The following is a 12,780-nucleotide window of genomic DNA, read 5'->3' as shown; positions in this document are numbered from 1 at the left end:
TGCTCAGGATCTCGAAGTGGTTAAAGCAAAAAATACACAAGAACCGAGCAGAAAAATTAATGTTGCCAAACCACAACACATTGACTAGCCGATGGTAAAAACCACACCAGCCGCTTACTACTATTCATCGTCGGCTCCAGAGTTGAATACGTCTTCGTTAAAGTTTTCATCTCGATATTTGGTCGCTATATCTCTAAATACGTGTTCTATGTTAAGAAAAGCTTGGACCACCAAAGGTTCGAAATGTGTGCCCTCTCCCTCTGCAATAATTTCAAGTGCCTTGTCGTGGGGAAAAGCGGGTTTATAAACTCGCTCGCAAATCAGAGCGTCATAAACATCAGCCAGCGCCATTAAACGAGCACTCAAAGGAATATCCGTGCCCTTTAACCCTTCTGGATATCCACTACCGTCCCATTTCTCCTGATGGCTATAAGCAATTTCTTTTGCCAAGGTTAAAAACTCACACTTAAAATCAATCGAGTCTTCTACCGACATCAACACCGCTCGGCCGAGAATCGTATGGCGTTTCATTACTTCAAACTCTTCTGATGTCAGACGGCCCGGCTTGAGCAAGACTTCGTCTGGAATCCCCACTTTTCCGATGTCATGCAAAGGAGCCGACCGATAGAGCAAATTAATTGACTCTGGGGTTAGCTCATCAACATAATGCCCCATATTCACGAGCTCTTCCGCAAGTACCTTGACGTAATTTTGAGTGCGGCGAATATGGTTTCCTGTTTCGTTATCACGAGTCTCTGCCAACGAGGCCATGGCGCCAATCGTTGCGTTCTGCAACATTTCTAGCTCGTAAGTACGCTCTTGCACTCGCTCTTCTAGACGCTCATTTTGCTCTTCGAGAGCACTAACCGCATGTTTTAATTTCAGGTGCGTATTGATACGGGAAAGCAATATCGGTGGGCTCACCGGCTTGTGGATATAATCGACTCCCCCGACTTCAAAGCCTCGTTGCTCGTTTTCGATTTCAGACTTGGCAGTCAAAAATATTATAGGGATATCACAGGTTACCGGGTCTTTTTTTAGCTGTTCGCACACCTCATAACCATCCATCTCTGGCATCATTACATCTAACAACACGATATCAGGCTGTTTTTTCGTACAAATATTTAGCGCCTGTTTGCCCCCAGTAGAGACAAACACACGATAATGTGGCTTCAATAACCCGCTAAGCAACACTCTATTTTCAGCATTGTCATCAACAATCAAAACGCTAGCCAGATGCTCTTCCACGCCTACTCCTGACATAAAAATTCAACAAAAGCCATACAAGTCTGTCACTTAAAGTCTGCTTCGAAAAAATCATACAAAACTCGGATGTGACTAGTAAGCTTTCGAATCTTCTAAGTATCGAAGTACAACTCCCCCTCGTCAAGGAGATGCATAATCATTGTACGCTCTCACTTTTAAAGAGTTATATATACGAAATAGACATTTATTAACGATTAGCACAAGACGACTAAAGTCAAATACACCATGGATTTTTCAAATATCCATTTTTGTGCATATACTAATGACGAATATATCAATATTGGTTAGTTAAAAATAAGCAGGTATACACAATGCGTGTTAACGAACCCGTGACACAGAAAGAAGTCACTTACCCACCCGAATATAATTTACTTTCGATTACTAAAACCAGTAGTCATATTACCTATGCCAGTAAAGAGTTTTGTGATGTTGCTGGGTACACGTTAGACGAACTCGTGGATCAGCCACACAACATCGTTCGCCACCCAGATATGCCGCCTGAAGCATTCAATGATATGTGGAACTTTCTAAAGGCTGGAAAGCCTTGGATGGGGATAGTGAAAAATCGCTGCAAGAATGGGGATCATTATTGGGTCGATGCTTTTGCATCCCCTATAAAAGTCAACGGCCAAATCGCTGAGTACCAATCCGTTCGTTTATGTCCTAGTCGTAAGCATGTTGCTAACGCCGAGAAAATCTATGCCCAGTTAAAAGCAGGTAAAACGCCCAGTAAGCTAAAACTACCCAGAACTCGGTTATGGCAACGTCTAGCAGGCGCTTTACTTGGCTCAGGCATCATTGCGACAACAGTCGCGAGCTTTTCAGCTATCGGAGCTGTGTGGTTATTTTTCATATTAGCGACTTTGTCAGGCTATATGCTGACTCGTCGTTTGGAAGCACTTTCCACGCAAGCCAGAGAAGTATTCAACAATCCACTAATGGAATTGGTATATAACGGTCATATTGATGATATTTCAGAAATCGCGTTAGCGCTTAAGATGAGACAATCCGAGCTCAATGCCGTTGTGGGACGTATTCAGGACTCCAATCACCAAATCGCTGGTGCTGCTCAGTCATCCGCTCAAAACTGTGAAACAACTGCAGACAACCTGTCGGGGCAAACATCTGAGACTGAACAAGTGGCCGCTGCAATAAATCAAATGCATTCTACCGCTCATGAAATTGCTCAAAATGCTCAAAACGCTTCAGATGCCACGGAAAAAGCCAACGAAGCGGTCGTCGAAGGCAAAGACTCTGTCGAACAGACTGTTTCTTCTATGAATGAGCTTTCCCGTCAGTTGGGTGTGGCCTCAGAAGTGGTTCAGCAACTTTCAGAGCATGGACGGACCATAGGCGAGGTACTTATCGTCATTCAAGGTGTCGCTGAACAAACCAACCTACTCGCTCTCAATGCAGCGATAGAGGCTGCGCGGGCAGGCGATCAAGGGCGAGGTTTTGCTGTCGTTGCAGACGAGGTACGTAAACTCGCGCAGCGAAGTCATGAATCGACTGAAGAAATACAAAACATCATTAATTTAATACAAACCAGCACAGATAAAGCCGTACAGGCAATGGATGAGGGCAACAAACTTTCAGATGTCTGTGTCGATTGCGCAAGCACATCAGGTGAAAAGCTAGACGCTTTATTCGGTCAAGTGACAGACATCTCAGACCGAAACAATCAAATTGCAACCGCAATTGAAGAAATGGCTCGTGTTACTGAGGATATGAACTCTAGCGTTCAATCCATAAGCGAGGTATGTTCTGCGACCAATATCTTGGCCAGTGACACTAAGGAAGAGTGTGAGACGTTAGTTGACAACTTAAATTCTCAAGGTCAGCTAGTTAACCAGTTTAGAAAGCTGTAAAAATAAATGCCTTCCATGTTTGGAAGGCAGCGTATATTTGAATCGGCTATTGCGACATCCGAATTAAAGACTTGCCAATCAACCACTCCACCTCTTTGGCACTAGTTTCTCCAAACTGAGATTCCGCGGTCTGGTATATGCGCTCGATACCACTTTTTGCAAAGCTATGAGCATTTTTTGACGTAACAATGTGGTGAAATAGCAAACGTAATATTGCCAAAAACTCCGAACGCTCCAACGCGTTGCTCCAGCTGTCTGAAAAGTCTGTTAGGCTTCCATCTAAGTTTAAATGCTCAATGAATAACTTAAAGATTCGTCCATCTAGCGCTTCTGTGAAGTCAGTTTTCTTGGGGAAATGATGACTTATTCCTGTCCTAGACACGCCCGTTTGCTGGCTTAGGGTGGTATATGACATTTTGTCATATCCCAAACGCAACAGTTGGTCCACGACAGCATCCATTATTTTCTGAATCGTGATTTCAGTATCTTCTTTACTACGTTTTGGCATGGTTATGCTCTTCTCTTTGTAAATCCATCTAACTTACACAAATCAACTATGGTGCCCGCTAACAAGCCTGCATAACTCTCAGTCAAACTTATGATGTCAACAACAAAAAGGCTAAAGAGCGTCCCAAAGCACAACTAGGTGATCTCACATCCACTGCGATGAGTAATAGTACACACCCCTTTGAAATCAAAAATAAATATGCAAATAACGGGAAACATTGCTGATTCGTATAATTAACTTGCGATAATCGTATAAATTACGATTTCTTACAACTCGATGAATACTATCATTAGCTCATAAGCACATGATATTTCTCTACAATATGATTAACATCACATTATTTGACATGTCTATCAATTCTAAGGCCTGAATTAAACGTAACTTCGAAACAGAAATATTTATAAATACAAATGTTTTTATGGATAACTGCTAAACAGAACGATAGAATAACCATACTTTTTGTAAGAGGATTGAGATAATGAACAAAACAACAGAAAAGGCTGAAGTCTGCGAAGCGTGCGGCTGTGCTGGAGAAATCGGTTTCATTATTAAAGAAGGCGATGACATCGCAGAAGTCGTTATACACGCTGAACACAAAAAGGCACTAGAAACTGAATTAGAAAAATATGTTGCGCTTGCTTTCGAAGTATCTAAGGAAGTCCAATACCAAGTATCACCTGTCACCGAAGATTCCACTCAGCTAACGGTCAAATTCCAATTTGGTGTAAGTGCTGAAAAACTAATTTTTGAGCTCAAAACACGCTCTCTCGCCCAATAATATCGGACAGAGGACTAAATTCCTGCTTTTCGTCGTTGAAGCAGCATGAATGTTGACCCAGTAACAGCCTTTCGTTAATACTTGTTACAAAGCACTCTTGGAGTCAAAACATGCGGCCATGGCTCATCTTTGTTATAACAGGCTTGTTCGCTAGTACAGTATTGAGCGAGCCAATTAACCATTACCATATCTTGAACCATATTGATAACTACGGAAATTTAGATCTTCGTAATAAGCCTTACTTGGAGTTACCAGCAGGTTTGGTGGTTAAGGGTAACCTTAATATTGCCAAAACAAGCATCAAAGAAATCCCAGCGGATGTTGATATTCAAGGCAGTTTAGATGCTTCAAATAGTGCACTCAAAAAGATCGCTAAAGGGGTAAATATCAAAGGCTATGCAAACCTACTTGCATCACAAATCGCATCTTGGCCAGGAGGTGTCAAAGTCGGCGGCTACATAAACCTAACAGATACTCCACTGACAAGGCTTCCACCCCGCTTAAAAGTAAAGGGAGACCTGAGTGTCATCAGAACCCCCTTAAATGCATTACCAGAAGGCATAGTTGTTGAAGGAAACTTATACATTGGTGGTTCGAAAATCACAGAATTTCCCGATAAAATGACCGTAAAAGGCAATATTTTCCTTGGTGGAAACCGTATATCCAAATGGCCTAAAAACTTAGATCTGGGTGGAGCTGTTGCACCTTAAACAAAAGCGCTCATGAAGCGCTTTTGTTTTTGATTGGGTTAGCGTAGCTAGCTAGCAGATGCGCTTTTGCTCCCTCTGGTAACTGACTCAGTTTCGCTAAAAGCTTATCCTTAACATTTTGAGCAACATCATCGTTACCCGCTGCTAATTCATTGATTGGGTAAAACTTGTAGTTATCATGAATTTGTCGATCAATTTCTTCAGCCAAAGCTTCTGGTGAATCAAATTCTCCTTCTAGCACGTCACCAAAAGCGACATGCACTCGCCCTTTTTCACCAACAATACCTTGAACAATGCTTTCAATATCCTCAAATTCGCTTTTTTCATAGCTACCCTGAGTCTCAAGTTGGTGTAACTCTAGCGCTTTCGACACATCACATGGATCATTTTCATAGGAAATGGACACAGGGACAATTCGAAGAGATTGTATATATTGTGAAAATTCAATTTTTTGCTTGCGACCTTCAACGTGAAACATTTTTAAAATCGCTGGATCAGTGAAGTCATTTCCATCTTTTGCTCGCCCTTCTTTCTGTGCAATCCAAATTGAGTTTCCTGAGTCTAAAGAATGCTTGATGTAGCTTGAAAGAGTGCCTAGTGCTTTCATCATTTCCCTAGGTCCTTTGGCAGAACGTTTAACGATAAAACTTTTATTGAGCCTCATCAGCTCGGTCGCACACGGCTTTTTAAGCAGATTGTCACCAATCGCAATTCTAACCGTTTTGTGCTCGGTTTTATTGAGACCATAGTTGACCAGGGCAGGATCCATCGCGATATCTCTATGGTTTGAGATAAAAAGGTACGACTTCTGCTTGTCTAGTCTATCCAAACCCGAGTATGACACGCCATTGGTAGTGGTATTCAATATTTGTTCAAGATACTTTTTTACTTCGAGTTGAATACTGTCTACCGACTTAAGCTTAGACCACTTCATTTTGAGATAGACTTTCACCAATGGAGACATTAAGGCCTTAAACCAAGCAGCATGATTAGCAAACTTGTGCTGAAGAATTGCACTAATAAATTCTTCATCGGCGATGAGGCGATTAATCGCTGCTGGAATTTCATCATCATTGTAAGGACGAATTTCGTGATAAGGGTCGTTATTAACAGTCATATTGTACTTATTTATTAGAGAACAGCTCTATTCTACTCTGAGATCATTGGATTAGCAGCTATACATCATAGATAACGCTCAGGTCAGACCAGCATTTACTTGTTGAATAGATAAAAACTCGCAGCTTTATTGGTTTTTATCACAAGAAACGTTACTCTAGTCACTCGTGCAACACAGAAACTAATACCACCTCATGCATTACGCTATTTCCCACCACAATAATGAGTTCCTTTACTTGGCTGTTCAACCGAGAAAAAGAAGCCTTAAACATGTATTACTTAGAGTCAATAAAGGCTTAGCTTTACTAAAACTGGGGAAAATCGAATACGCCATTGAGGATGGGCAAACTGTTTGGTTGCCTTTTGATGCATTGGTTGGCCTTACTTTTTTCCCTAATACTTGCGCACAAAAGGTTGAAGTTTCTTGCAGAGTAACAGAACCACTACCTAAACAGGGTGGCTACGTAGAACTGACTCCGTTAGGTTCTGCAATCGTCGATAGACTCGGCGAAGAACAACAATCCCAACAGGCAGAGAAAAAGCTTTTATCTGTGCTGCTCGATGAACTCGTCAATATGGAACCCGAGTTATCACAAAGCACTCTGACGGTGAATATTCAAAAGTGGTCACCATCAAAAAATGACAACACACTTTCGGCAGAGCAGCATATCACTTTAACCTTGCGAGAAGCGACTAAACGAATTCAGTCGGGAGTAAAAAAATCACAAGTGATTAACGATTTATTCAAAGGAAACGAGCAAGTATACAAGCAATTAGAACAAACCATTCTGGGACACAGTAAAGAGTAAGTTTTATAGATAAAAAAGACCAAAATAGATTTTATTTTAATGAGTTACCGCAAATTTGCATGTTGCTAATAGACAACTAATCTGAGCTTTTGAGTGCTATCCCCTTAATCGTAACTAATAAATTTGGTACTACTTAATCAATGATAATAAGCATTTACTCACTATGACACTATACTAGAAGACATAAGCGTTAATGACATGGGAAGTCGACAATGAAATTCAGCCATAAAATTGTGGCCGCATCATCTCTTTTATTCTTGGCCACAGTGTCTTTGCTGACACTTCAGCAATACTACACAGTTCAAAAAGAAGTCAAGTCTCTCGTTACCTCAAGTGTTGCAGAAATCGTAGATGGTGTCCGAGACACAACCGAAGCAGAGATCAATAGCCGTAAGATCATCGCTAACTATGCCACCAGCATGCTAGAAGCTAATCTCACACCGAGCGCAATGGAAATGGTCATCACCAGGCCAATAGTAAAAGAAACCTTTTTGCTGGCTGGATTGGGATTTGAGAAAGATGGCTCCAATATCAACAACGATCCTGGGTGGAACCCTGGCCCAACATGGGATCCTCGCGCCAGACCTTGGTATATCGATGCTAAGAAATCAGGCGAGCTTATCATCACCGCCCCTTATGCAGATTCGGCAACGGGTGAAATTTTGGTGTCAATTGCCACCCCAGTGATGGATGGAAGCGAATTTATCGGTGCAATCTTTTATGATGTTAGCTTGGCGGGTCTTGCCGAACTCGTAAACAAGGTGCAGCTCTTCAATGCAGGTTACGTATTCATTGTGTCTGGAGATGGAACAACCATTGCTCATCCCAACACTGAAATGAACGGTAAACCGATGAAAGATTTTCTCGGAGATGTGTCTATTCAAGAAGATCCCCGTCAAATCTCTATTGAAGGAAAAGACTATACACTCGACTTTTCTAAAGTACCTGGTGAAAACTGGTATATTGGCGTGATATTAGACGAAGAAATTGCCTATCAATCCCTCGCCGATCTGCGTAATAGTTCCATTATCTACACTGTCATCGCTTTGGTGATAAGTATGGCTATTCTGCTGGTATTAATGACAGCGTTAATGCGTCCGCTAGGCGCACTTAACAATGCAATCCAAGACGTTGCCTCTGGCGAGGGTGATTTAACCCAGCGCCTAGATACAGCAACGGATCAGGAGTTTTCTCAGTTGGCCGAGGGTTTTAACTCATTTACGGGTAAACTTCAGCAGCTACTATCACAATCCAAGTCAATTGGTGAAGAAATTCTTCGTGGCTCAGAGATGACCTCTGTGGGTCTTCAGGAGTCAGCCAGTGCAATGCAGGATCAACTACACGAACTTGAACAGTTGGCAACCGCTATGCATGAGATGGCGGTCACATCAGGCAATGTCGCTGACAATGCACAAAGCGCTGCATCAGCCGCCAAAGATGCCGACGATGCGACTCAAATGGGGACCCGAGTCGTCGGTGTTACATCCGCTTCAATCAGTGAACTATCTCAGCGAATTGATGAAGCCGTTGAGGAAGTGAAAACTCTAGAATCTGCTACTGACAATATCGAAACCATATTGAAAGTAATCAATGATATCGCCGACCAAACCAACTTGCTTGCACTTAATGCTGCGATCGAAGCGGCAAGGGCTGGTGAGTCAGGTCGAGGGTTTGCTGTGGTTGCTGATGAAGTCCGAACTCTTGCGCAAAGGACTCAAGAATCAACAACAGAAATTCGTAACATGATTGAGCAGTTGCAATCTGGTGCAACATCCGTTGCCAATGCGATGAATATGAGTAAAGAGACCGCAAGTAACGCGGTAAAACGTGCAGAAGAAGCAAACAACGCACTCAACACTATTCGAGATGCGATACAAAGCATCAGTGATATGAATATTCAGATTGCATCTGCTGCCGAAGAACAAAGTCTAGTCGCAGAAGAAATCAACACTAACACTGTAAAAATTAAAGATTTATCGGAACAAGTTTCCGAAGCTGCGGGCAATGCTAACATTGCGATGCAAGCTCAAACTGAAAATATCAGAGAACAAGACGCTATACTCAATAAATTCAAGCTTTAACCCTGCCCTAAGCTCTCTTTGTGAGAGCTTAGGAAAATTAAACTTACAGCAGTCAGAGCATCTAGGAAGCGCAGGCACCTATGATAAAAACTATTCGTATCGATCTAATATCTGATATCGTCTGCCCTTGGTGCATCATTGGTTACAAAAATCTTGAGCACGCCCTGTCAAAGCTTTCGGACAGTCTCAAAGCCGATATCTATTGGCACCCTTTTGAACTCAATCCTATGATGAAATCCGAAGGCGAAAACCTCAGAGAACACATCGCAGAAAAGTATGGTACTTCACTTGAAGCAAGTATAGCCGCGAGGCAGACTATCTCTGAACTTGGTCGGGATTTGGGTTTTGAATTCAAATTTTCTGACGATATGAGGATTTATAATACACGTAAGGCGCATCAGTTATTGCTATGGGCCCAGTCAGAAAATCTACAGTTAGATTTAGAAATGGCTTTATTTCAAGCGTATTTCACATACAGACAAGACATCAGTAATACCACAGTGCTGCTTGATATTGCTGAGTCACTTGGCCTTGAGCGCAATGTTTGCGAGCTTGTTCTACAAGACGAAAGCTGGGCAGAGGCGGTTTCATCGACAGAATACCAGTGGCTTGAAGCAGGAATCAATGCCGTTCCCGCCATGATAATTGATAAAAAGCACCTGATTTCTGGTGCCCAGCCAAGTGAGATACTAGTCGAAGCCCTAATAGAGATAGCAAGACTTTGACTACTCACTTTCTAATCTCTAGAACGCAGCTTCTCTATGCCAGTCCAAAGCAGCAGCACCATAGCTCCAGCAACAACACCTATCAATCCATTCAAAACCGATGGAAGAAAAACGCTAGCTAATGGTAAGTCTGAAACCTTCATAATGATTGGCTCCACCCAATGGTGAATAAGTGGAACATTGTGCACTACAATACCGCCGCCGACTAAAAACATAGCAGCTGTTCCAACTATAGCTAAAAATTTCATTAGTTTAGGAGCAAACGTAATAAGGCTTTTACCCAGCCAAGCTCTTATTCCCTTCCCTTGAGAAACTCGATTAAAATAAAAACCAAGATCATCAAGTTTCACAATCCCTGCCACTAGCCCATAAACACCAATCGTCATTAGTACAGCAATAAAGCTAACCACCATAATTTGTGTCATCATAGCGTGACCCTGCACAGTGCCTAGAGCAATCACTATGATTTCAGCCGACAATATGAAATCAGTTCTTACAGCGCCTGCTATCTTGCGTTTCTCATATTCTTCAATTGACCCTGATGGCACTTCATCCTCTTCTGCCTCTTTTGCATGAAATAGGCTTTCTGCTATTTTCTCTGCCCCTTCAAAGCAAAGAAATAATCCACCGATTAAGAGTAAAGGCATTATCAGCCAAGGTGCAATTGAGCTAGTAATAAGCGCAGCTGGCACCAAAATAAGCTTGTTACGAAAAGAGCCTTTTGCAACACTGAGCACAATGGGAATCTCTCGTTCAGCTGCAACGCCTGATACTTGCTGCGCATTCAGTGCTAAATCGTCACCAAGTACTCCTGCCGTTTTCTTTGCAGCCACCTTTGACATTAAAGCAACATCATCTAGCACTGTGGCAATGTCATCCAACAATGTTAATAAACTCGCACCAGCCATGAAGGCCCCTTTAGACATACTGATATGCTGTTAAATGTACCACCTAGATACTATTACTCAAACTTAATTGCTGACATAAATGGTATTAAATAAATGTTATCTGCTTGAGATATATGAATTGCTTCAACAAAAAAGGCAATTTATGCTGTGCTTCCGATCTACAAGGAATTTGGAAACAGTCATGCAAACAAAGGAATTTTATCCCATAGGAGTCGCAGGTCAAAAGTGGCAGGATGCTGAGCGTCAGCAGTGGCGTGATAATACCTCAATAAAGCGTAGCTACCATGAGGAGGTTGTCAGCAAAATATTAGCACTCAAGCACAGATTCCAAGTCGAGCAATATGGAGCGCTATCTTATGATCCTGAACGCTACCCTTTATTCTGTATCAAAAGCAATAACTGGGATACCAACAAACCTGTTGTATTGGTAACTGGTGGTGTGCATGGGTATGAAACAAGCGGTGTTCAGGGGGCACTTCTGTTTGTCGAGAACAAGATGGAAGACTACTGTGAGTACTTTAATATTATCGTTGCTCCCTGCGTTAGCCCATGGGGATATGAGACCATAAACCGCTGGAACCCTCTTGCTACTGATCCTAACCGCTCCTTTTATTCGAACAGTCCAGCAGAAGAGTCGGTAAACCTTATCAAACTGGTGGGCTCAGTTGACGGCACTATAATGGTTCATTTCGATTTGCATGAAACTACCGACACCGATGAAACAGAATTTAGACCAGCGTTAGCGGCTCGCGATGGCATAGAGTATATACCTGGTGAGATTCCAGATGGATTCTACACTGTCGGTGACAGTGAGAACCCACAGGCTGATTTTCAAGCAGCGATCATTAAATCTGTAAGCCAAGTAACTCACATAGCACCCGCGGACAAAAACGGAGAAATTATCGGCTCACCCGTTATTCAAACAGGGGTGATTAACTATCCGATGGTTAAGCTAGGACTGTGTGGTGGAGTGACAAACTGTACCTATGGCACAACCACTGAAGTCTACCCTGATAGCCCTAAAGCGACCCCACAGCAGTGCAATCTCGCGCAAGTTGCCGCAATTACTGGTGGTCTGGATTTCGTGCTCTCGAAACTTTAGTCGCTGGAGGCGACTCTGTGCTCGTTTATAACAGTTTATTTTTGTATTGTTCTGGCGTCTGTCCAGCGTACTTTTTAAACATTGCGATAAATGGGCTGGCTTGACGATATCCAAGGGTTAACGCCACCTCTTTAACCGAGTGCCCCTTTCTTAACAATTCCATCGAGTAGAGGTAGCGAACTCTTAGCCTCCACTCGGTGAAACTCATTCCTAACTCAGACTGACAATATCTCGCTAAAGTACGTTCTGTGGAATGCACTGTTTCTGCCCATTGTGCAAGGCTTCTATTATCCAGAGGGTTTTCTTCCACTTCCGCTAATATTTTTACTAAATATTTGTTATCTGAAGAGGGTAAGAAATGATGTTGTGTATCCTGAGTGGCCAGTTGATCAAGTAAGACCTGAATCAACCTCTTATCCTGTTCCGTCTGAGGTATACTAATATTTCTGTTGCGAAAATCATCAATGATGGTCAAAGCGATTGGAGAAATTTTTATCAAACTCGTGCTACTAGGAAAATATTTTGTTAGTCGCTGAGCAATGTTTAAAGAGCAGTACGACAAAGGTTTTCGGTTATAACTGGTATGCATCACACCCGCAGGAACCCAAATCGCCAAGTGAGGTGGAGCCAAAAATCGAGTGCCTTCAGCTTCCATTTCTAAAATGCCCCCACTAATAAGCTGCACTTGTCCCCACGGGTGGCTATGTATACGTGTTTCCGTATTCGACAGAAAAGCTTCGAAATTCATAAAAACGTCAGAGGGTGCTCTATCAATAGATAAGGATGGATGAAGGTGTTTAACCGACTTTCTCACACTTGTTACCCCAGCAAATAGGTCTTAGATGGGACTTTCAATCTCCCTAAGACTAATGTTAATTGCCATACAGTGTAAAATATTATTAATGCCGT

12 protein-coding genes are annotated in these 12,780 nt (G+C 42.3%); 7 read left to right on the top strand and 5 right to left on the bottom strand.

All coding sequences use genetic code 11. From position 1 onward, the window contains the following. Positions 1–120: 120 nt before the first annotated feature. Positions 121–1,248, bottom strand: coding sequence for a two-component system response regulator (locus MHN79_RS13070; RefSeq protein WP_239173252.1), 1,128 nt, complete (start codon positions 1,246–1,248; stop codon positions 121–123). 329 nt (positions 1,249–1,577) lie between these two features. Here MHN79_RS13070 and MHN79_RS13065 point away from each other — a divergent pair, with 329 nt between their 5' ends. Further along, on the top strand, positions 1,578–3,134 hold the full coding sequence (locus MHN79_RS13065; protein WP_239173251.1) for a PAS domain-containing methyl-accepting chemotaxis protein: 1,557 nt from the start codon (positions 1,578–1,580) through the stop codon (positions 3,132–3,134). A 46-nt stretch (positions 3,135–3,180) separates the two neighbouring features. Here MHN79_RS13065 and MHN79_RS13060 read toward each other — a convergent pair whose 3' ends face one another. Continuing rightward, entirely contained in the window at positions 3,181–3,642 is a 462-nt protein-coding gene (locus tag MHN79_RS13060) for a TetR family transcriptional regulator (protein ID WP_114783495.1), read from the bottom strand. A 478-nt stretch (positions 3,643–4,120) separates the two neighbouring features. Here MHN79_RS13060 and MHN79_RS13055 point away from each other — a divergent pair, with 478 nt between their 5' ends. Both MHN79_RS13055 and MHN79_RS13050 read left to right on the top strand, forming a co-directional pair. Further along, positions 4,121–4,420 (top strand): DUF406 family protein, encoded by a 300-nt coding sequence (locus MHN79_RS13055; protein ID WP_239173250.1) that lies wholly within the window; start codon positions 4,121–4,123, stop codon positions 4,418–4,420. Positions 4,421–4,530: 110 nt separating this feature from the next. Further along, positions 4,531–5,130 carry a hypothetical protein gene (locus MHN79_RS13050; RefSeq protein ID WP_239173249.1) on the top strand — a complete coding sequence of 200 codons (600 nt, stop codon included), beginning with the start codon at positions 4,531–4,533 and terminating at the stop codon, positions 5,128–5,130. A gap of 10 nt (positions 5,131–5,140) precedes the next feature. On the opposite strand, the gene MHN79_RS13045 is transcribed toward MHN79_RS13050, so the two are convergent. Next, on the bottom strand, positions 5,141–6,247 hold the full coding sequence (locus tag MHN79_RS13045) for a 1-acyl-sn-glycerol-3-phosphate acyltransferase (protein ID WP_239173248.1): 1,107 nt from the start codon (positions 6,245–6,247) through the stop codon (positions 5,141–5,143). A 193-nt stretch (positions 6,248–6,440) separates the two neighbouring features. On the opposite strand from MHN79_RS13045, the gene MHN79_RS13040 reads away from it, so the two are divergent. From MHN79_RS13040 to MHN79_RS13030, 3 genes are all read left to right on the top strand, one after another. Then, complete coding sequence (locus MHN79_RS13040) at positions 6,441–7,055, top strand: AraC family transcriptional regulator (RefSeq protein WP_239173247.1); 615 nt, start codon at positions 6,441–6,443, stop codon at positions 7,053–7,055. A 212-nt stretch (positions 7,056–7,267) separates the two neighbouring features. After that, positions 7,268–9,136 (top strand): methyl-accepting chemotaxis protein, encoded by a 1,869-nt coding sequence (locus MHN79_RS13035; protein ID WP_239173246.1) that lies wholly within the window; start codon positions 7,268–7,270, stop codon positions 9,134–9,136. A gap of 80 nt (positions 9,137–9,216) precedes the next feature. Further along, complete coding sequence (locus tag MHN79_RS13030) at positions 9,217–9,861, top strand: DsbA family oxidoreductase (protein ID WP_239173245.1); 645 nt, start codon at positions 9,217–9,219, stop codon at positions 9,859–9,861. 11 nt (positions 9,862–9,872) lie between these two features. On the opposite strand, the gene MHN79_RS13025 is transcribed toward MHN79_RS13030, so the two are convergent. Then, positions 9,873–10,769, bottom strand: a complete 897-nt coding sequence (locus tag MHN79_RS13025; protein ID WP_239173244.1) for a DUF808 domain-containing protein — start codon at positions 10,767–10,769, stop codon at positions 9,873–9,875. Positions 10,770–10,950: 181 nt separating this feature from the next. Here MHN79_RS13025 and MHN79_RS13020 point away from each other — a divergent pair, with 181 nt between their 5' ends. Further along, positions 10,951–11,871 (top strand): M14 family metallocarboxypeptidase, encoded by a 921-nt coding sequence (locus MHN79_RS13020; protein ID WP_239173243.1) that lies wholly within the window; start codon positions 10,951–10,953, stop codon positions 11,869–11,871. Positions 11,872–11,896: 25 nt separating this feature from the next. On the opposite strand, the gene MHN79_RS13015 is transcribed toward MHN79_RS13020, so the two are convergent. Continuing rightward, on the bottom strand, positions 11,897–12,685 hold the full coding sequence (locus tag MHN79_RS13015) for a helix-turn-helix transcriptional regulator (protein WP_152431788.1): 789 nt from the start codon (positions 12,683–12,685) through the stop codon (positions 11,897–11,899). Between the last annotated feature and the right edge of the window lie 95 nt (positions 12,686–12,780).

The organism is Vibrio sp. Of14-4 (assembly GCF_022347625.1).
Classification (GTDB): domain Bacteria; phylum Pseudomonadota; class Gammaproteobacteria; order Enterobacterales; family Vibrionaceae; genus Vibrio; species Vibrio pristinus.
This window is presented reverse-complemented; position numbering and strand designations above follow the sequence as displayed.